This window comes from Cellulomonas aerilata (assembly GCF_007991755.1).
GTDB classification, from domain to species: domain Bacteria; phylum Actinomycetota; class Actinomycetes; order Actinomycetales; family Cellulomonadaceae; genus Pengzhenrongella; species Pengzhenrongella aerilata.
In genome coordinates this window covers 202,181-221,697 of the sequence record NZ_BJYY01000013.1, presented here as the reverse complement: position 1 = coordinate 221,697, position 19,517 = coordinate 202,181, and the positions used below count along the sequence as shown (strand labels likewise).

At 74.6% G+C, this 19,517-nt stretch carries 17 protein-coding genes; 10 read left to right on the top strand and 7 right to left on the bottom strand.

What is annotated here, in order from left to right; translation table 11 throughout:
• Positions 1-8: 8 nt before the first annotated feature.
• From CAE01nite_RS09215 to urtA, 6 genes are all read right to left on the bottom strand, one after another.
• The gene (locus CAE01nite_RS09215; protein ID WP_146903129.1) at positions 9-914 is read right to left on the bottom strand and encodes a dihydrodipicolinate synthase family protein; all 906 of its coding nucleotides are present in this window, start codon (positions 912-914) and stop codon (positions 9-11) included.
• A gap of 26 nt (positions 915-940) precedes the next feature.
• Positions 941-1,636 carry an urea ABC transporter ATP-binding subunit UrtE gene (urtE, locus tag CAE01nite_RS09210; protein WP_146903126.1) on the bottom strand — a complete coding sequence of 232 codons (696 nt, stop codon included), beginning with the start codon at positions 1,634-1,636 and terminating at the stop codon, positions 941-943.
• Positions 1,636-2,595, bottom strand: coding sequence for an urea ABC transporter ATP-binding protein UrtD (urtD, locus tag CAE01nite_RS09205; protein ID WP_246131114.1), 960 nt, complete (start codon positions 2,593-2,595; stop codon positions 1,636-1,638). The genes urtE and urtD overlap by 1 nt, the downstream gene beginning before the upstream one ends.
• Positions 2,592-4,001, bottom strand: a complete 1,410-nt coding sequence (gene urtC, locus CAE01nite_RS09200; RefSeq protein WP_246131113.1) for an urea ABC transporter permease subunit UrtC — start codon at positions 3,999-4,001, stop codon at positions 2,592-2,594. The genes urtD and urtC overlap by 4 nt, the downstream gene beginning before the upstream one ends.
• Positions 3,998-4,882 (bottom strand): urea ABC transporter permease subunit UrtB, encoded by an 885-nt coding sequence (gene urtB / locus CAE01nite_RS09195; protein WP_146903123.1) that lies wholly within the window; start codon positions 4,880-4,882, stop codon positions 3,998-4,000. The genes urtC and urtB overlap by 4 nt, the downstream gene beginning before the upstream one ends.
• A 76-nt stretch (positions 4,883-4,958) precedes the next feature.
• Positions 4,959-6,233, bottom strand: a complete 1,275-nt coding sequence (gene urtA / locus CAE01nite_RS09190; protein ID WP_246131112.1) for an urea ABC transporter substrate-binding protein — start codon at positions 6,231-6,233, stop codon at positions 4,959-4,961.
• Between the two features lie 259 nt (positions 6,234-6,492).
• Here urtA and CAE01nite_RS09185 point away from each other — a divergent pair, with 259 nt between their 5' ends.
• From CAE01nite_RS09185 to CAE01nite_RS09160, 6 genes are all read left to right on the top strand, one after another.
• Positions 6,493-6,795, top strand: a complete 303-nt coding sequence (locus CAE01nite_RS09185) for an urease subunit gamma (protein WP_146903117.1) — start codon at positions 6,493-6,495, stop codon at positions 6,793-6,795.
• Between the two features lie 11 nt (positions 6,796-6,806).
• The gene (ureB, locus tag CAE01nite_RS09180) at positions 6,807-7,262 is read left to right on the top strand and encodes an urease subunit beta (RefSeq protein ID WP_146903114.1); all 456 of its coding nucleotides are present in this window, start codon (positions 6,807-6,809) and stop codon (positions 7,260-7,262) included.
• Positions 7,255-8,958: an urease subunit alpha gene (locus CAE01nite_RS09175; protein WP_146903111.1), complete on the top strand. Its 1,704-nt coding sequence runs from the start codon at positions 7,255-7,257 to the stop codon at positions 8,956-8,958. Before ureB ends, CAE01nite_RS09175 begins: the two co-directional genes overlap by 8 nt.
• Positions 8,959-9,022: 64 nt before the next feature.
• Complete coding sequence (locus CAE01nite_RS09170; RefSeq protein ID WP_246131111.1) at positions 9,023-9,829, top strand: urease accessory protein UreF; 807 nt, start codon at positions 9,023-9,025, stop codon at positions 9,827-9,829.
• Positions 9,822-10,649, top strand: coding sequence for an urease accessory protein UreG (ureG, locus tag CAE01nite_RS09165; RefSeq protein ID WP_146903108.1), 828 nt, complete (start codon positions 9,822-9,824; stop codon positions 10,647-10,649). Before CAE01nite_RS09170 ends, ureG begins: the two co-directional genes overlap by 8 nt.
• 16 nt (positions 10,650-10,665) lie before the next feature.
• On the top strand, positions 10,666-11,508 hold the full coding sequence (locus CAE01nite_RS09160) for an urease accessory protein UreD (protein ID WP_222595867.1): 843 nt from the start codon (positions 10,666-10,668) through the stop codon (positions 11,506-11,508).
• 2 nt (positions 11,509-11,510) lie between these two features.
• On the opposite strand, the gene CAE01nite_RS09155 is transcribed toward CAE01nite_RS09160, so the two are convergent.
• Complete coding sequence (locus CAE01nite_RS09155; protein WP_146903105.1) at positions 11,511-12,605, bottom strand: LacI family DNA-binding transcriptional regulator; 1,095 nt, start codon at positions 12,603-12,605, stop codon at positions 11,511-11,513.
• 399 nt (positions 12,606-13,004) lie between these two features.
• Between CAE01nite_RS09155 and speB the strand changes: the two genes are divergently transcribed.
• The 4 genes from speB (at position 13,005) to CAE01nite_RS09135 (ending at position 19,516) form a co-directional block, all read left to right on the top strand.
• Positions 13,005-14,336 (top strand): agmatinase, encoded by a 1,332-nt coding sequence (gene speB / locus CAE01nite_RS09150; RefSeq protein WP_146903102.1) that lies wholly within the window; start codon positions 13,005-13,007, stop codon positions 14,334-14,336.
• Between the two features lie 62 nt (positions 14,337-14,398).
• Positions 14,399-16,036 (top strand): ABC transporter substrate-binding protein, encoded by a 1,638-nt coding sequence (locus CAE01nite_RS09145; RefSeq protein ID WP_146903100.1) that lies wholly within the window; start codon positions 14,399-14,401, stop codon positions 16,034-16,036.
• Positions 16,037-16,136: 100 nt separating this feature from the next.
• The gene (locus CAE01nite_RS09140; RefSeq protein ID WP_146903097.1) at positions 16,137-17,612 is read left to right on the top strand and encodes an MDR family MFS transporter; all 1,476 of its coding nucleotides are present in this window, start codon (positions 16,137-16,139) and stop codon (positions 17,610-17,612) included.
• Between the two features lie 5 nt (positions 17,613-17,617).
• The gene (locus tag CAE01nite_RS09135) at positions 17,618-19,516 is read left to right on the top strand and encodes a dipeptide ABC transporter ATP-binding protein (protein ID WP_246131110.1); all 1,899 of its coding nucleotides are present in this window, start codon (positions 17,618-17,620) and stop codon (positions 19,514-19,516) included.
• Position 19,517 lies beyond the last annotated feature (1 nt).

Below are 19,517 nucleotides of genomic sequence, written 5' to 3'. Positions count from 1 at the left end.
CTGCGGTCTCACACCGTGAGGCCGGACGCCCCCAGCGCTGCCTCGACCTCGGCGCGCTCGGTCCCCTCCAGCCCGAGGAGCGGACGCGGCAGGCAGGGCCCGTCGACGAGCCCGAGCACCTGGGCGGCCGCGGCCAGCACCCGCAGGCTCCCGTGCCGGCGGAAGAGCGTCCAGATCGGCTCGAGCGAGGAGGAGAGCCCGTCGGCGGTGTCCGCGTCGCCCGCCGTCGCAGCCTGGACGACGGCCCGGGCCGCCCGGGGGAACAGCCCGGCGAACGCGGAGTACCACGCGTCGTACCCGGCCAGGAGGGCTTCGGCGGCAGCCCAGTCGCCGCTGATCCCGACCGAGACGTCCGTCGGCAGCGCCCGCCGTAGGCGGGCCAACCGGTCGGCTGCGGTACCGGCCGGGGGCGGTGGGACCTTCACCCCGGTGACCAGCGGCAGCGCGGCGATGCGCGCGGACAGCTCGTCGCTGAAGGCGAAGGCGGTGGTCGAGGGGTTGTCGTACAGCACGATCGGCACCGACGACTCCGCGGCGACGTCGGCGTAGAGGCCGGCGACCTCCTCGTCCCGCAGCCGGTGGTAGGAGACGGGCGCCAGCAGCAGCGCCGAGGCACCGGCCGCCTGCGCGTCCCGGGCGTGGACCAGGGTGTCCCGGGTGCGCAGCGCGCCGACCCCAGCGATCACCGGCACCGCACCGGCCGCGTCGACCGCGGCCTCGACGGCGGCACGGCGCTCCCCGCGCGAGAGGTACGGGTACACGCCGGTCGACCCGAGCACGCCCACCGAATCCACCCCGCCTGCGGCGAGCCTGGACACGAGCGCGACCAGGGCCCCCTCGTCGACGCCGTCGCGGGTCACCGGGGTGAGCGGGAAGGCGCACAGCCCAGGTCCGCCCGTCGGGAGGTCGCTCATGTCGCCCGTCGCTCCTCTCGGGATGGTCAGAGGGCCATCGCGGCCCGCACGAGGCCCTCACGCTCCACGCCGCCCGTGCCGCTGTCCACCACCCGCCCCGACTCCATCACGGCGTACCGTTCCGCGGCGGCCAGCGCGAAGCCGACGTGCTGCTCCACGAGCAGGACGGAGAGCCCGCCGGCGTCGGTCAGGGTCAGGATCGCCTCCTCGATCTCGGCGACCACCGACGGCTGGATGCCCTCGGTCGGCTCGTCGAGGATGAGCAGCCGGGGACCGGTGATCAGCGCTCGCGCGATCGCGAGCTGCTGGCGCTGCCCGCCGGACAGCAGCCCGGCCCGTCGCCCGAGCAGCCCGCGCAGCGCCGGGAACAGGTCGAGCGCCTCGGCCGTCCGCGTCGCGGCGCCGGACCCGGCGCCGTCGGCAACGACCTGGAGGTTCTCCCGCGCGGTCAGCTGGCCGAACGCCTGCTGCCCCTGCGGGACGTACGCCAGGCCGCGGCGCACCCGTGCGCTCGGCCGCAGGCGGCCCACGTCCTCGCCGTCGAGCAGCACCGCGCCGGTGCGGGGGCGCAGCAGGCCGACGACGGTGCGCAGCAGCGTGGTCTTGCCCGCGCCGTTGTGACCGAGGACCGCGACGACGGAGTCGTCGGGGACCTGCAGGTCGACGTCGTGCACGACCGTCGTGCGGCCGTACCCGGCGCTCAGGTGGGAGAGCTGGAGCATCAGGGCACCTCCGTGCCGTCGGGGGTGCCGGTCCGGGTGCCGATCCGGGTGCCGCTTGGGGGTGGGGTGCCGGTCGAGGTCGGGGCCGGGACGGGCGCTCCGGCCGCGGGACGGCGTCGTCGCCCGCGCGTGCCGCCGCCGGAGCCGAGGTAGACCTCGACCACCCGGGGGTCGGCCTGCACCTGCGCGACGGTGCCCTCGGCCAGGACACGACCCTGGTGCAGCACGGTCACCGAGGACGCGTAGCGGCGCATGAACTCCATGTCGTGCTCGACCACCACGACGGTCCGCTCCACGCCGATGCGCCGCAGCAGCTCGCCGGTCTGCTCGCGCTCGCCGTGGCTCATCCCCGCGACGGGCTCGTCGAGCAGCAGCAGCCGGGCGTCCTGCACGAGCAGCATCCCGATCTCCAGCCACTGCTTCTGGCCGTGGGCCAGGACGCCCGCGGGCCGGTCGCGCAGGTGGGTCAGCCCGATGGTCTCCAGGGCGCGGTCGACCTCCGGCGGGACCGACGTGCGCCGACGCAGCAGGCTGAGCGGGCCGCGGGCGGCGCCGGCCGCGATGTCGAGGTTCTGCAGGACGGTGAGCTCGTCGAACACGCTCGCCGTCTGGAACGTCCGGCCGACGCCGGCCCGGGCGATGCGGTGCGCGGACCGACCCAGCAGCTCGACGTCGCCGAACGTCGCCGAGCCGGTGGCTGCGGTCACGCCGGTGATCGCGTCGACGACGGTCGTCTTGCCCGCGCCGTTGGGGCCGATGAGGAACCGCAGGTCGCCGCTGGTCACGGTGAGGTCGATGCCGTCGACGGCGACGAAGCCGTCGAAGTCCACCCGCAGCCCCCGCACCTGGAGGTAGTCGTGCGCGAAGCGCGGGTCGGGGACCGGACGGGCGCCGACGGCCGTGGCGGCGGCGGCGCCCGGGCCGGTCGCTGCGTCGTCGTGGGTCAGGGGTCCGGTCACGGCAGCCTCCCGGCGGGCTCGACGGAGTGGGTCGGGGGTACGGGTGCGACGTGGTCCGCCGCGTCGGCAGCGGCGGTGAGCCCGCCCGGCCGACCGGCCGCGTCCGCCGTCGCCGGACCGGCGGAGCCGGAGGCGCCGTCGCCGGTCGTCCCGTCGGGGGCGCGACGACGCCGGACGGCGGCCTGGAGCCCGCCGAGCGACGCGAGGCCCCCGGGCAGGAACGCGATGACGAGGATGAACAGCGCTCCCTGCGCGTACGTCCACGCCGACGGGAACGACTCCGACAGCGACGTCTGCGCCCAGGCGACCGCGACGGAGCCGAGCACCGGGCCCAGCAGCGTGGCCCGGCCGCCGATCGCGACCCCGACGAGGAAGCCGATGGAGGGCACGACGCCGACGTCGGCGGGGGAGACGATGCCCACGATCGGCACGAACAGCGCGCCCCCGACGCCGGCGAAGGCGGCCGCGACCGCGTAGGCGACGACCTTCACCCGAGCCGGGTCGTAGCCGAGGAACCGGACGCGGTTCTCCCCGTCCCGGACGGCGACGAGCAGCTCGCCGAACCGGGACACCATGAGCAGGCGGACCACCGCCACCATGACCAGCAGGGTGACCGCGGCGATCAGGTAGAGCATCCGCTTGTTCACCGGGTCCGCGAGGTCGTAGCCGAAGAAGCTGCGGAACCCGTTCAGGCCGTTGGTGCCGCCGGTGACCTTCTGCTGACCGACGAGCAGGATCGCGAACGCCGCGGCCAGGGCCTGCGACAGGATCGCGAAGTACGCCCCGCGCACCCGGCGGGTGAACACCGCGAGGCCGAGCACGACCGCGAGCGCCACCGGCACGACGACGATCGCCAGCAGGGTCACCACGGGGCTGCGCAGCGGCTCCCACCAGCCCGGGACGGTGCCGTCCCCGTACAGCAGCATGAAGTCCGGCACGCCGCCCGGGCCCGCGTCGGTCAGCTTGAGGTGCATGGCCATGAGGTAGGCGCCCAGGCCGAAGTAGACGCCCTGCCCGAGCGTGAGCATCCCGCCGCGACCCCAGGCCAGGCCGATGCCGACGGCGACCATGGCCAGGCACAGGAACTTGGCCAGCAGGTTGAGACGGAAGTCCGGCAGCACGGCCGGCGCCACGACGAGCAGCAGCACCGCGGCCAGCGTGAAGCCGGCAAGCGTGCGTCCGCGCGCCGCGGTGAGCCACGACCGGGGTCCGCGTTGCGGCGACGGCGACGGCGGGGTCGTCGGTGTGGTCCCGGCGACGGCGGTGCCGGTCGAGGTGCCGGCGGAGGTGCCGGCCGGGGTGCCGGTCGAGGTGCCGGCCGGGGTGGCGGGGGCTGCCGCCCCGTCGGCCGGGCGGTCGTCGCGCGGCTCGAACGGCGGCGGCGGGGTCCAGGTCATGCGCGTCATGCCAGGCTCCTGGTCCGGACCTGCACGAGGCCCTGGGGTCGCGCCTGCAGGAAGGCGACGATGACGACGAAGACGAGCACCTTGGCGATGCTCGCGGTGGTGGTGTACTCGATCCCCGCCTGCAGCAGACCCAGGGCGAAGGCGGCGATCACGGCGCCCCGGAGCTGCCCGATGCCGCCCGCGACGACGACGAGGAACGCGTCGACGATGTAGTTGCGGCCGAGGGTCGGGCCGATGGACCCGAGCAGCGTGAGCACGACGCCGGCGACGCCCGCCAGCCCGGAGCCGACGAAGAACGTCAGCCGGTCGGTGGCGCGCGTGGAGATGCCGGAGGTCTCCGCCAGGTCCCGGTTGGTCACCGTGGCGCGGATCCGCCGGCCGAGCGGGGTCAGCTTGAGCACCAGCGCGAGGGCGACGACGGACACGACGGCGACGCCGATGATGAACAGCCGCGCCTTCGGCACCGCCAGCCCGAGGACGTCGACCGCCCCGGACAGCCACGACGGTGCGCGCACGTCCACGTTCGGGGCCCCGAACACGTCGCGGGCCAGCTGCTGCAGGACGAGCGCGACGCCCCACGTGACCAGCAGCGTGTCCAGCGGCCGGGTGTACATCCGGGAGATGAGCGTGACCTCGAGCAGCAGCCCGAGGAGGCCGCCGACGAGGAAGCCGACCGGGAGCGAGACGAGCAGGGACACCCCCGCGTCGGCGATCGCCCCCTGCACGACGTAGGCCGTGTAGGCGCCGGCCATCATGAACTCGCCGTGCGCCATGTTGATGACGCCCATCTGACCGAAGGTCAGGGCGAGGCCGAGCGCGGCGAGCAGCAGCACGGAGCCGACGCTCAGGCCGGCGAAGAGCTGGGAGTACAGCGCGTCCATCGGCGCCTCCGATCGGTGGGCCCGGGTCCGGTCCGGCGCGACGGCGCCGGACCGGACCCGGGGAGCTCGGGCGAGGTCAGGACAGGTCGGCGGCCCAGTCGTACCCCTCGAGGTACGGGTCGGGCTCGATCGCGCCGTCGGACGACCACTCGGTGTGGATGAGGCCGTCGGCGCCGATCTTGCCGATCAGCGCCGTCTTGGCGATGTGGTGGTTGTCCCCGTTGACGGTGACCGTGCCCTCGGGCGCCTCGAACGTGACGCCGTCCGCGGCGGCGTTGACGTCGTCCGGCACGAACGACTCGGCCTTCTCGACCATGCCCTTCCACAGGTACAGCGACGTGTACGCCGCCTCCATCGGGTCGGAGGTCACCCGGTCGTCGCCGTACTTGGCCTTGAACGCCTCGACGAACGTGGTGTTCGCCGGGTTGTCGACCGTCTGGTAGTAGTTCCAGGCCGTGAGCTGGCCCTCGACGTTCTCGACGCCGATCCCGCCGACCTCCTCCTCGGCGATCGACACCGAGACCACCGGGGCGCTGTCCGGGGTCAGCCCGACGTTCTTGTACTCCTTGAAGAACGCCACGTTGGAGTCGCCGTTGAGGGTGTTGAAGACCGCGTCCGCACCGGACGCCTTGAGCTTGGTGACGATCGTCGAGAAGTCGGTGTGGCCCAGCGGCGCGTACTCCTCGCCGACGATCTCGATGCCGTTGGCCTCGGCGTAGGCGTTGATGATCTTGTTCGCGGTCTGCGGGAACACGTAGTCCGACCCGACCAGGAAGACCTTCGTGCGGCCCTGCTCCTTGAGGTAGTCCATGCCGGGGACGATCTGCTGGTTCGTCGTCGCGCCCGTGTAGTAGATGTTCGGCGAGGACTCCAGGCCCTCGTACTGCACGGGGTAGAACAGCAGCGCGTCGTTGCTCTCGAAGACCGGCAGCATCGCCTTGCGGCTGGACGACGTCCAGCCGCCGAACACCGCGGCCACGCAGTCGCTGGAGATGAGCTTCTCGGCCTTCTCGGCGAACACGGTGGGCTCGGAGGCGCCGTCCTCGGCGACGACCTCGAGCTGCTTGCCGAGGACGCCGCCGCCCGCGTTGATCTCCTCCGCCGCCAGGTCCAGCGAGTCGCGCACGGTCTGCTCGGAGATCGCCATCGTCCCGGACAGGGAGTTGAGGAAGCCGATCTTCACGGTGTCGCCCGACGTGTCCACGCACGACTCGGACCCGCCGGCCGGGGTCGCGGCGGCGCCGGCGTCAACGCGGGCGCCGCCGCAGCCGGAGAGGAGCAGCGCCAGGGCGATCGCGCCGGCGGGGAGGGTGAGGGAGCTCGCCCGGGAACGGGCACGGCTGTGGGTCAAGGGACTGCCTCTCGATCGAGGGGGACGGGGCACCGGGTGGGCGCCGTCCTGGGCCCCGGTGGGGACCGGCGGCTTGCGTCGGTGCGTGCTCCTCGACGGTAGGGAGGCTGTGTTTCGCCAGGTCACGGCGTCGATGAACGCCGCGTTACGTCGGCGGGGGGAGGTCCCGTTGCGCCGGCGTCCGGCGGCCGGTCCACGGATACGTGGTGCACATCGCCGCGAAACGGGCCCGACACACGGCCTGGTTAGCGTCCCCGCCATGCACCTGACGTCGGGGGACACCGAGAAGCTGCTGCTCGCGGTCGCGGGCATGGTCGCGCGGGACCGGCACGGCCGGGGGGTTCCGCTCAACTACCCCGAGACGGTCGCGCTGCTGACCACCTGGGTGATCGAGCGGGCGCGCGAGGGCCGCGGCGTCGAGGACCTCATGGTCGCCGGGCGGACGGTCCTCACGCGCGACGACGTGATGGACGGCGTCGCCGAGATGCTGCCGGACGTCCAGGTCGAGGCGACCTTCCCGGACGGGCGCAAGCTCGTCACCATCCACCAGCCGATCCTCTGAGAGGGGCCGTCATGGCCGGCACGTCCAGCAGCGGCCCCGGTGCCGTCCGGGTCGCACCCGGCACGCATCAGCTCAACGCCGACCGTGCGCCGCACGAGCGGCGCACCGTCGTGGTCGTCAACACCGGCGACCGCCCGGTGCAGGTCGGCTCCCACCTGCACCTCGCGGACGCCAACGCCGCGCTGCTGATGGACCGCGACGCCGTCCGCGGCTTCCGGCTGGACGTGCCCGCGGGCACGTCGCACCGCTTCGAGCCGGGCGCGTCGCGCGAGGTCGCGGTCGTGGCGCTGCGCGGTGCGCGGCGGGTCCCCGGTCTGCAGCGGGACAAGCCCGACGGCGGCGCGCTGGGTCTCGTCGTGCCCGACGGCGCCCCGTCCGGCCCGACCGGCCCGACCAGCCCGACCGCCGCGTCCGGCCCGCCCACCCCCGACGGGCCGGTCGTGGACGGAGGTGCGGGCCGTGGTTGAGATCAGCCGGTCGCGGTACGCGGCGCTGTACGGCCCGACGGTCGGCGACCAGGTCCGCCTCGCCGACACCGACCTGTGGATCGAGGTCGAGGAGGACCGGACGTTCGGCGGGGAGGAGGCGGTCTTCGGGGGCGGCAAGTCGATCCGGGAGTCGATGGCCCAGGGCACGACCACGCGCGCCGAGGGTGCGCCGGACACGGTCATCACCAACGCGCTCGTCCTGGACTGGTGGGGTGTGGTCAAGGCGGACGTCGGCATCCGCGACGGCCGCATCGTCGCGCTGGGCCGTGCCGGCAACCCCGACATCGCCGACGGCGTGCACCCCGACCTGCGCATCGGCCCGAGCACCGACGTCATCAGCGGCGAGGGCAAGATCCTCACCGCCGGCGGCGTCGACTCCCACGTGCACCTGATCTCCCCGTCCCAGGTGGTGGAGGCGCTCGCCACCGGGCTCACCACCCTCGTCGGCGGCGGCACGGGGCCCAGCGAGGGGAGCAAGGCGACCACGGTCACCCCGGGGGCGTGGCACCTCGGCGCCATGCACCGCAGCCTCGACGCGCTGCCGGTCAACGTCCTGCTGCTGGCCAAGGGCAACACCGTCAGTGCCGAGGCGCTGCGCGAGCAGGCCATGGCCGGCGCCGGCGGCTACAAGATCCACGAGGACTGGGGGGCGACCCCCGCCGCCATCGACGCCGCCCTGCGCGCCGCCGACGACTGGGGGCTGCAGGTCGCGCTGCACTCGGACTCCCTCAACGAGGCCGGCTACGTGCAGTCCACCCTCGCCGCCATCGGCGGCCGGTCCATCCACGCGTTCCACACCGAGGGCGCCGGGGGAGGCCATGCGCCCGACATCCTCACGGTCGCGAGCCACCCCAACGTCATCCCCGGCTCGACCAACCCGACGCTGCCGCACACGGTCAACACCGTCGCCGAGCACCTCGACATGCTCATGGTCTGCCACCACCTCAACCCGCAGGTGCCCGAGGACCTCGCGTTCGCCGAGTCCCGGATCCGCGGCACGACCATCGCCGCCGAGGACGTGCTGCACGACATGGGGGCGCTGTCCATCACGTCGTCCGACGCGCAGGCGATGGGCCGCATCGGCGAGGTCATCACCCGCACCTGGCAGGTCGCGCACGTGATGAAGGCGCGGCGCGGCGACCTCGGCGGCGGGCTGCCGGCGGACAACCTGCGCGCCCGCCGCTACGTCGCCAAGTACACGATCAACCCCGCGGTCGCGCACGGCATGGACGCCCACCTCGGCTCGGTCGAGCCGGGCAAGCTCGCCGACCTCGTGCTGTGGGAGCCGAAGCTGTTCGGCGTCCGACCGAGCATCGTGCTCAAGGGCGGCGCGATCGTGTGGGGCGCGCTCGGGGACCCGAACGCGTCCATCCCGTCCCCGCAGCCGGTGCTCATGCGGCCGGCGTTCGCGCACGCGATCGCGCCCGAGCTGTCCCTGACCTTCGTCTCGCCCGCGGCGCTGGAGGACGGCCTCGCCGAACGGCTGGGGGTGGCACGCACGCTGGCCCCGCTCGCGCCCACCCGCGACGTCGGCAAGGCGCAGATGGTCCTCAACGACGCTTTGCCACGCATCGACATCGACCCCGAGACCTTCCGGATCGCGATCGACGGCGACGTCGTCGAGCCGGCGCCGGTGGACCGGCTGCCGATGGCCCAGCTCTACCAGATGTTCTGACGTGGCCGGTCTCCTCCCGCCCGGGCCCGCCCCGGGGCGCGTCGCGCCAGACGTGCGTCCGGCGGTGAGCCAGGACGTCCTGCTCGCGCTGCTCGCGGACGCGCGGCTGCCGACCGGCGCGCACACCCAGTCCGCCGGGCTCGAGCCCGCCCTGCGCGCCGGGCTGCACCCCGACGACGTGCCCGCGTACCTCGCCGCGCGGCTGCGCACCGTGGTGCGGGTCGAGTCCGCGACGGCCGTCGTGGCGCGTCATGCCGTGCTCCGCGGCCTCGGCGCGTCCGGCGTCGACACCCCCGCGGCGACCGCCGCGCTGCGGGTCGTCGAAGGAGAGTGGGCCGCACGGACGCCGAGTGCCGCGCTGCGGCGGTCCTCCGAGCAGCTCGGCCGCGGCTACCTCCGGCTGGCCCGCCGGCTGTGGGCAGGTCATCCCGCGCTCGCGGCCCTGGAGGCGGTCCCGCGCGGACCGGTCGGTCATGCGGCCGGCGGTGCCGGACGCACCGCACCGGCCGGACCGGCCGGTGCTGGACGGGCTGGACCGCCGGGCTCGTCCGGCCGCGGCCGGCGCGGCCCCGCCCGACCCCTCGTGCTCGGCGTGACCGCCGCGTGCGCGGGGCTCGACCCGATCGGCGTCGCCCGGCTCGTCGCGCTCGACGACGTGCAGACCGTGGCGTCGGCGTTCCTCAAGCTCGCGCCGGTCGACCCGCTCGTCACCACGGGCTGGGTCCTGGCCGCCGCACCGGCCGTCGACGCGCTCGCGCGCGACGTCGCCCACCTCACCGTAGCCGCGGACCTCCCCGCGGCCGGTGCCCCGCTGACCGAGGAGTGGGCCGAGGCCCACGTACACGCGACCGAGAGGCTGTTCAGTGCCTGACACCCCCGCCACCATCCCGAGCACCGCACCCGTCCTGCCCGCGCGCGCCCCCGGCGACACCCGCGCCCTGCGCCTGGGCGTCGCCGGCCCGGTCGGCACCGGCAAGAGCTCGGTGATCGCGACCCTGTGCCGCGAGCTCGCCGGCGAGATGGAGCTCGGCGTGGTCACCAACGACATCTACACCGACGAGGACGCGCGCTTCCTGCGCTCGGCCGGTGTCCTCGACCCCGAGCGCATCCGCGCGGTGGAGACCGGTGCCTGCCCGCACACCGCGATCCGCGACGACGTCACGGCGAACCTGCTGGCCGTGGAGGACCTCGAGCAGGACTTCGCCCCGCTCGACGTCGTCCTGGTGGAGTCCGGCGGTGACAACCTCACCGCGACGTTCTCGCCCGCGCTCGTCGACGCGCAGATCTTCGTGCTCGACGTCGCGGGCGGCGGGGACGTCGCACGCAAGGGCGGGCCCGGCATCGCCCGCGCCGACCTGCTGCTCGTGAACAAGACGGACCTCGCTCCGCACGTCGGCGTCGACGTGGGGCGCATGGTCGCCGACGCGTCCGCCGCGCGGGGCGGGCGGCCGGTGCTGGCGCTGTCCCGGCACGACCGCGCGTCCGTCGACGCGCTCGGCGCGTGGCTGCGCGGGCTGCTGCTCGAGCACCGCGCGGGCCGGCACGTCGCCCAGGACCCGGGCCCGATGGCGCCGCACTTCCACGCCGGCGAGGAGGGGGGTCACGTCCACGCGCACGACGGCGGGGCGGGCCACCACCACGACGACGACCACGCGCCCGGCCACGCGCCGGCCGTCACGTCGCCGGCCTGACGCGACCCGTCGGCCCGTGTCCCTCTCGCTCTCCACCGGCGACCTCGCCGCCCCGGTGCTCCGGCCGCCCCGACCGGCCGCCCGGGCGGAGCCCCCCTCGCCGGTCGCCCGGCCGGAGCCCCCCGCGCCGGTCGCGACCACGGTGCGCGTCGAGCGCCGTGCCGGTCGCGCCGTGGTGGACCTGCGCCGCGGCGCCCTCGCGCCGTACCTGCTCGACGACGACGGCCGCACCGTGCGGGTCGCGCTCGTGGCGGCCGGTGCGCTCCTCCTGGGCGGCGACGACGTGCGCGTGCGGGTGCACGTCGGGGCGGGCGCGGCCCTCGAGCTCGTCGAGACGTCCGGCACCGTCGCCTACGACGGGCGCGGGCGCGGCGCGCGGTGGCGGGTCGACGTCGTCGTCGAGGACGGCGGGGTGCTGGTGTGGGACGCGCAGCCGTTCGTGGTGGCGTCCGGCGCGGACGTGGACCGCGGGACGACGGTGCGGCTCGGTGCCGGCGCCGTCGCGTGCCTGCGCGAGACGCTCGTGCTCGGGCGGTCCGGTGAGGCCGGCGGCCGGCTGCGCACCGCGCTGCGGGTGGACGGCCCCGGTGGTCCGGTGCTGGTCGAGGACCTGCACCTGGACGGCGCCCGCCCCGAGCCGGGCGTGCTCGGTGGTCACCGCGTGCTGGACCAGGTCGTCCTGGCCGGACGCCGTCCGGACCCGGGACCGGTGCCGGCCGGCCGGGGTGCTCCGACCGTCCTGGCGCTGGAGGAGCCCGGCGCCGTCGCGCGGCGGCTCGGCGACGAGGTGCACCGCGTGGCGCTGACCGACGTCGCCGCCGCGTGGTGCGTGCAGGCCGGACGGCAGCACGCCGGCTGACGTCAGGCGCGCACGGCGTCGCGGCGCAGGTCGGCGGACCTGCGCGGCTCGGTGGACCCGGGCAGCTCGGTGGACGCTCCGCCCGCGGTGGACGCCCGCAGCTCGGTGGACGCGCGCAGGCTGAGCGTCGCCGGGATGAGGGTCAGCGGCGGCAGCTCCGCGTCGTCCTCGACCACGGACAGCAGGGCGCGCGCGCACGCCGCGCCCAGGGCGCGGGGGCCCAGGTCGATCGCGGTGACCGGGGGGTCGGTGAGCCCGAGCATCTGCGCGTCCGCGCACGAGACCACCAGGACGTCCCGTCCGGGCTCCGACGAGCGGGCGCGCAGGGCGGCGATCGCCCCGAGCGCCACGGCCTCCGACGGGACCAGCAGGAGGTCGACGCCGGGCTCGGCGTCCAGGAGCTCGCCGACGAGGTCCTCGTGCGAGGTCGTGAACCCGGACGCGAACGCGATGGTCCGGTGCGCGGTGACGAGCCCGCGCTCGGCCGACCAGTCGTCCACCGTCTCGCGCAGGACGACGCCCCAGCCGCTGTGCGCGTCCGGGCCCACCAGGGCGGGGCGTCGCACGCCGAGCCCGTGCACGTGGTCGAGCACGTCCCGCAGCGCCTGCTCGTGGTGCACGCCGACCACCGGCGAGGTGGGCATGCCGGGCGGGTACCGCTCACCGGCGACCACCGGGATGCCGGACGTGAGGAGCTCCAGCGCGCGCACGTCGTCCGCGATCGGGTCGGCGATGATCACCCCGTCGACCCGGGGGAGCGTCGCTCGTGGTGTCGTCGGGTCGCTGGCGAGCAGCGTGAGGTCGTGGTCGCGTGCCGACGTGACGTCCATGGCGCCCGCGACGAACTCGCGGAAGTACTGCGAGGAGAAGCTGTCGGCGGCGTGCTGGTGGTGCAGCGCGATGGCGCCGGTCCGCCCCGTGCGCAGGCTCTGGGCCAGGGCGTTCGGCCGGTAGCCGAGCCGGACGGCGGTGTCCCGGACGGCGAGCCGGGTCGACTCGGTCATCCGGCCACGGCCGGACAGCGCCTCGGAGGCGGTGCTCCGCGATACGCCGGCCTCGCGCGCCACGTCGCCGAGCGTCACGGGTCGGGGGCGCATTTCGGCAGCGTAACCCGTCGCGGTCCGCGGCGTGCGAAGTGCGCCGCACGGGCTCGCCGCCGGCCCTGCACATGGCGCCCGCAGGTGCAGGGAAATGTCGGGCGCGGCGGCTCGCCGGTGCGCCGGGCGACGACGAAGGAAATGTCGGCGCCGTCGTCGGTCGGCCCGGCGAGGAAGTAGGTCCCGCGTCGCTGCCGGTGGTCGTTGTTTCCGGGAGGGGTCGGCGCGGGGTCGGCGGGCGACGGGGTCGACGCGTGACGGGTGCTGTCGTGTCACCGCGGTGTAAACAGTGCGTAACCCGCGTTGACGGATCGATTCGGCAGTCCGTACGTTCGCCGTGCTGGGACGCCGGGCGGGTCACCGCCGGTGGCGTCGTCGAATCACGGATCGGTCAGGTGAATGAGCGAGCACACGCACGCGGAGAATGGCCACCACCATGGTGCGAACGGCCACGACCACCACCACGGGAAGGACTGGGGAGAAGGTTTCTGGCAGCAGCCCGCGCGCCTCGGGAAATCCCTGGAGGGGCACGGCGCGGTGGACGACTTCAACACCGACCGCAAGCCCGGTCCCATTCACGTCAACCGCATGCGCGAGGGCGGTTTCTCGGGGATCCAGACCTTCGCCAAGCTGCCGATCTGCCTGACCCCGGAGGACCTGGTGGCCGGCGAGATCGACGTCGCGATCTGCGGTGTGCCGTGGGACTCCACGGCCACCGGGCGCAGCGGCACCAACCACGGCCCGCTCGCCATCCGGCAGTGCGACTACAAGGGCGGCTACGGCCGGCCGCACTTCTCGCTCGACACCCACGTCGACGCGCTCGAGGTCCTCAAGGTCTGCGACTACGGCGACTCGCCGATCCACGTCGGCAACACCCCGGCCAGCTTCGAGGAGATCCGCAAGTTCGTCGGGACGATCGTCACCTCCGGAGCCATCCCGATCATCCTCGGCGGCGACCACGGCATCACCTGGCCGTGCGCCACCGCGGTGGCGGACCACTACGGGTACGGCAAGGTCGGCATCGTCCACTTCGACGCCCACGCGGACACCGGCGACGACATGCCCGGCAGCCTCGGCGGCCACGGCACGCCCATGCGCAAGCTCATCGAGAGCGGCGCCATCCCGGGCAAGAACTTCGTCCAGGTGGGGCTGCGGGGCTACTGGCCCGAGAAGGAGACCCTGGACTGGATGGCCGAGCGCAAGATGCGCACGCACTTCATGGCCGAGATCACCCGGTACGGCTTCGCCAAGGTGCTCGAGCGTGCCGTCGACGAGGCCCTCGACCAGGCCGACTACCTGTACATCTCGCTCGACATCGACGTGGCGGACCCCGCGTACGCGCCCGGCACAGGCACCCCCGAGCCCGGAGGCCTCACCTCCACCGACGTCCTGACGGCGGTGCGCCGCCTGTCGGCCGAGGTCGGCATCGTCGGGATGGACATCGTCGAGGTGAGCCCCCCGTACGACGACAAGGGCGAGATCACCGCGCTGCTGGCCAACCGCGCCGTGCGCGAGGCGCTCACCGGCATCGCGATGCGCCGCACCGGTCTGACCGAGCCGGACTACCTGCACCCGTTCGCGCTCGGCGAGAACGGGTCGGGCCCCCAGCGTCACCTGCCGCGGGAGTCCATCGAGGTCGCGTCCCCGGCCGCCGCGCCGGTCGAGCACCACGCCCCGGCGGTCGCCGGTGCCGTGACCGCCCCCGGCGTCGGACCGGACGCGCCGGCCTGAGCCGTCCCCGCCGCCTCACCCGCGACGACCCACCCGCCCCTGCCGCCCCCACAGGAGACCTCATGACCCCCACCCCCGGCCGGCGCGGCCGCCCCCGTGCCACGCGTGCCACCCGGCTCCTCGTCCCGGCCGTCGCCACGACCTTCCTGCTCGCCGCCTGCAGCGGCGGCGCGGGGGGCGGCGGCGGCGAGACCGCCGCGCCGTCGTCCGCCCCGACCGACGGCGTGCTGCACCTGGGCCTGCTCAACGACATCGGCCAGCCGCCGGACCCGGACATCTACTACTCCGGCAACGGGCTCGCGCTGACGACGAACCTCTACGAGGGCCTGGTGCGGTACGAGCCGGGCAACCACGAGGAGGCCGCCATCGTGCCGAGCCTCGCCACCGAGTGGCAGGCGAACGAGGACAGCACGGTCTGGACGTTCACGCTGCGCGACGGCGTCACGTTCCACGACGGGACGCCGTTCACCTCCGCCGCCGTCCAGGCCTCCTTCCAGCGCCGCCTCGACGTCGGTGGGGGACCGGCGTACATGGCGGAGGGCATCGCCTCGTTCGAGACGCCGGACGACCGCACCGTGGTGATCACCCTGGAGGAGCCCAACTCGGCCTTCCTCGACTCGCTCGCGTCGCCGTACGGGCCTCGCATGATCAGCCCGACCGTGCTGACCGAGGAGGCCGGGGACGACTTCGCGCAGACCTACCTCTCGACGGCGTCGGCCGGCACCGGTCCGTACCGGCTCACCGAGGCCCGCGTGGACGAGGTCTACGAGATGGAGGCGTTCGAGGACTACTGGGGTGAGGAGCCCACGTTCACGACCGTCGAGTTCCCGGTCTACACCGACACCTCCGCGATGCAGCTCGCGCTCGACAACGGCGACCTCGCGGGCATCATCGGCGCGGTCCCGTCGGCCGCGCAGGCCGGGTACGTCGAGGAGGGCGTGCTGGACACCTACAGCCTGCCCACGTTCCAGGTCGGCGTGCTGTACATGAACCCGCACCGGGACTTCCTGGCCACGAGCGAGGCCCGCACCGCGCTCTTCGAGGCGGTCGACTGGGCGTCGGTGGTCGAGCAGGTCCTGGGGGAGAAGTCCGAGCTGGCGACCGGCGCCTACTCCCGCGGGGCGCTGCCGGACGGCCAGGACACCAAGGAGATCCGGCACGACCCCGCACCGCTCGCCGAGTACGTCGGCACGCTCCCGGAGGGCACCGAGGTCGAGATCGGCCACGCCGCCGGCAGCGCCGACGACGCCCAGATCGCCAACCTCGTCGCCGCGCAGCTCCAGGGCCTCGGGCTGGCCGCGACCGTCACCGAGTTCCAGACGTCGGAGGTGTTCGGCTCCTTCGCCGGCGACCCGGCGAACGCGGCGCCGGACGTCTACGTCGCCTCGGGCACCTGGCCGGACGCCAACAACCCGTACCTGTACGGGCACGTGTTCTGGGACGAGGGCGGTGGCCTGAACTTCCTGCAGTGCACCGACGACGACGCCACCGCGGCGCTCGCCGAGGGGCTGCGGACCGGTGACCCGGCAGCCTACGTCGCCGCCGGCGAGGCCATCACCGAGGCGATGTGCACCCCGACGTTCGCCTACACCAACGACTTCGTCGTCACCCAGCCCTGGCTGGGGAACGTGGAGGAGTCGCACACCATGGCCGAGCCGTACGCCCTGGACTTCAACACGCTGACGATCGTCGACGAGTAGCGCCCGCCGACCCCGGCGCTCGTCCCGCTCCTCCCGCTCGTGCCGGGGGCGGCACCACCGCCCCCGGCACGGACCCGACCGACCCGCTGAGGAGACCGCTGTGCCCACACCGCCCCCCGCGGCCGTCCGGACCCGGGTCGGGGACCTCCCGGCCGCGTTCTGGTGGCTGTGGCTCGCGGTCCTCGTGACCTGGATCGGCCGCTTCGTCGTCCCGTTCCTCACGCTCTACCTCACCTCCGACGCCGGCCTGTCCAGCGCTCAGGCCGGCACCGTCGTGGCTGCGTACGGCGTCGGGATCGTCGTCTCCACCCTCGTCGGCGGCGTGCTGACCGACCGGGTGGGGCGCAAGGCCACCCTGGCGGGCAGCGAGCTGCTCTCCGCCGTCGCGCTGCTGCTCGTGCCGTCCTTCGCCAGCCCGGTCGGCATCGCGGTCCTGCTGCTGGTCTACGGGCTGGTCAGCGGCGCGGCGCAGCCGGCGATCGCGACGATGGTCGCCGACATGGTCCCGCCCGCGCACCGCCGGGCGGCCTTCTCCTACAACACCTGGGCCATCAACCTCGGGTACGCGATCGGACCCATGCTCGCCGGCCTGCTGGCCGACCAGGCGTTCGAGCTGCTGTTCTACGCCCAGGCCGGCGTGCTGGTGGTCTCCGGGCTCGTGGTGCTGGCCAAGGTGCCCGAGACCCGGCACGTCGGCGGGCGCCGTCCGCAGGGCCGGCGAGCGCGGGTCCGCGCCGCGTCGCCCGCCGACGTGCTCGACGCACCGCCCGCCGCCGCCGTGCCCGCTGACCGGCCCGCTGACCTGCCGGCACCACGGGTCTGGCGGGACCGGGTCTTCCTGACCTTCGTCCTGGCGATGTTCCTGTACTCCGTCGTCTACGTGCAGTCGACGACGACCCTGCCGCTGGTCATGACCGAGCAGGGGATGACCAGCCGCGAGTACGGCTACCTGCTGACCCTCAACGGGCTCCTGCTGTGCCTGCTCCAGATCCCCGCCGTCCGCCTCCTCGGCCGCTGGCGCCACGAGGTGGTGCTGGCGACCGCGGTGGCGGTCACCGCGGTCGGCATGCTCGTGCAGTCCGCCGCGACCACCCTCGCCGTGCTCGGGCTCGCGGTGGCGGTGTGGACGCTGGGCGAGCTCGGGACGCACCCCGTGGCGCAGGCGACGTCGGCGGACCTCGCCCCGGCCCGCAGCCGCGGCCGGTACCAGGGGACCTACGCCTTGAGCTTCAGCGCCGCCACGGTGGTCGCACCGATCGTCGGCGGGCTCGTCCTGGACGCCTTCGGCTCCCGGGTCCTGTGGTGGGGCTGCGCCGGGCTCTGCCTGCTCGTCTGCGTCCTGCTCACCCTGACCGCGCGCTCCCGCGAGCGCCGCGCCGTCCAGGTCCTCGCCGAGAACGAGGGCCACGACGCCCCCACGACGACCGCACCCGGCGGCCCCGACCGCCCGGCGGACCGGACCCACCCGGCCGACCGTGCCCACCCGGCCGACCCGACCTACCCGGCCGACCGGCCGCTCCCCGAGACCACCCCCGCACCCGCCACCGGCGCGGTGCAGGACCTGCGAGTGAGGTGATGACGATGCTCGACCTCGAACCGGCCCGACCCGTCGACCGTGGCCCGACCGACCGCCCGGTGGCCCGGCTGCACGACCTGCGGGTGAGCCTGAGCCGCAACAGCCGCCGCACCGAGGTGGTCCGCGGCGTCGACCTGGAGATCGGCCGCGGCGAGATCGTCGGCGTGGTCGGCCAGTCCGGCTCCGGCAAGAGCGTCATGAGCCTGGCGCTCATGGGTCTGCTGCCCGCCTCCGCGCTGCCGCAGGTCAGCGGCGCGGTGGAGGTGGACGGCGTCGACATGGCGACCGCACCGGAGGCCGCCCGGCGCCGGGTGCGGCGCCTGGACCTCGGGGTCGTCTTCCAGGACCCGATGACCTCCCTCAACCCCACCATGCGGATCGGGCGGCAGGTCGCCGAGGCCGCGGGATCCCCCGCGGAGGCGATCCGGCTGCTGCGCGCGGTCGGCATCCCGCAGCCCGAGCAGCGGTACGGCGCCTACCCGCACGAGCTCTCCGGCGGACTGCGCCAGCGCGTCATGATCGCCATCGCGATCGCGGGCGACCCGGCGCTGATCATCGCCGACGAGCCGACGACGGCCCTCGACGTCACCGTCCAGGCGCAGGTGCTCCGGGTGCTGGCTGGACTGCGGGACGAGCTGGGCTGCAGCATCCTCATGATCACCCACGACCTCGGCGTGGCCGCGCAGATCGCGGACCGGATCGCCGTCATGTACGCCGGTGAGGTCGTCGAGGAGGGCCCGGCCCTCGGGGTGCTCGAGGCGCCGCAGCACCCCTACACCCGCGGGCTGCTGCGGGCGCGGCTGAGCCTGGAGACCGAGCGCGGTCGACCCCTGCACACCGGGCTCACCGACGCGGGAGCCCTGGACCCCGACGCCGGGACCGACGCCAGGGCCCCGTCCGGGACGGAACCCGCCACGGCTGTCGAGGAGGCGGTCGTGGAGCGGACGACGGTCTCCGCGCCGGCCCGGAGCGAGGCGATCCTGCGGCTCACCGAGGTCCGGTGCGAGTTCGCCGTCCGCGACGCCCGCGGACGGCGCGCCACCCTGGCCGCGCTGCGCGGGGTCACCCTCGACGTGCAGGAGGGCGAGTCGCTGGCCCTGGTCGGCGAGAGCGGGTCCGGCAAGTCCACGCTGCTGCGGGCGGTCGCCGGACTGGAGACCCGGTACACCGGGACGATCGACGGCCCCCCGCGGTCCGACGTGCAGATGGTGTTCCAGGACGCCGGGGCGTCGCTGACCCCGTGGCTGTCCACCGAGGCCCTGCTGCTGGAGCGGCTGCGCGGGCGGGACCTGTCCCGGGTGGAGCGGCGCGAGCGCGTCCGGGAGGCGCTGGACCGGGTGGGCCTGCCGGAGACGACGCTGGCGGCCAAGCCGTCGGAGCTGTCCGGCGGGCAGCGCCAGCGGGTCGCCCTGGCCCGGGCCACGATCGTGCCGCCGCGGATCCTGCTGTGCGACGAGCCGACCAGCGCCCTGGACGTCTCGCTCGCCGCCAACGTCCTCAACCTCATCCACGACCTGCGCCGGCAGATGGGCATGACGGTCCTGTTCGTCACCCACGACCTCGCGGTGGCGCGCATCGTCAGCGACCGGCTCGCGGTGATGTACCTCGGCCGGCTGGTGGAGACCGGGCCGGTGGAGAAGGTGATCGCGGAGCCCGCGCACCCGTACACGCGGGCGCTGGTCGCCGCGGTGCCCGGGGCCCGGCGCGAGCTCCCGGTCATCGTCGGGGAGCCGGCCAGCCCGATGGCCCCACCGACCGGGTGCGCGTTCCACCCGCGCTGCCCGGTCATGCAGGACGAGTGCCCGTCCACGCTCGAGGGCATCCAGCTCGTCGAGATCGGTCCGCGTGCGGACGTCGAGGCGCGGCAGCACCGCGTCGCCTGCGTGCTGCGAGGGGAGTTCTGAG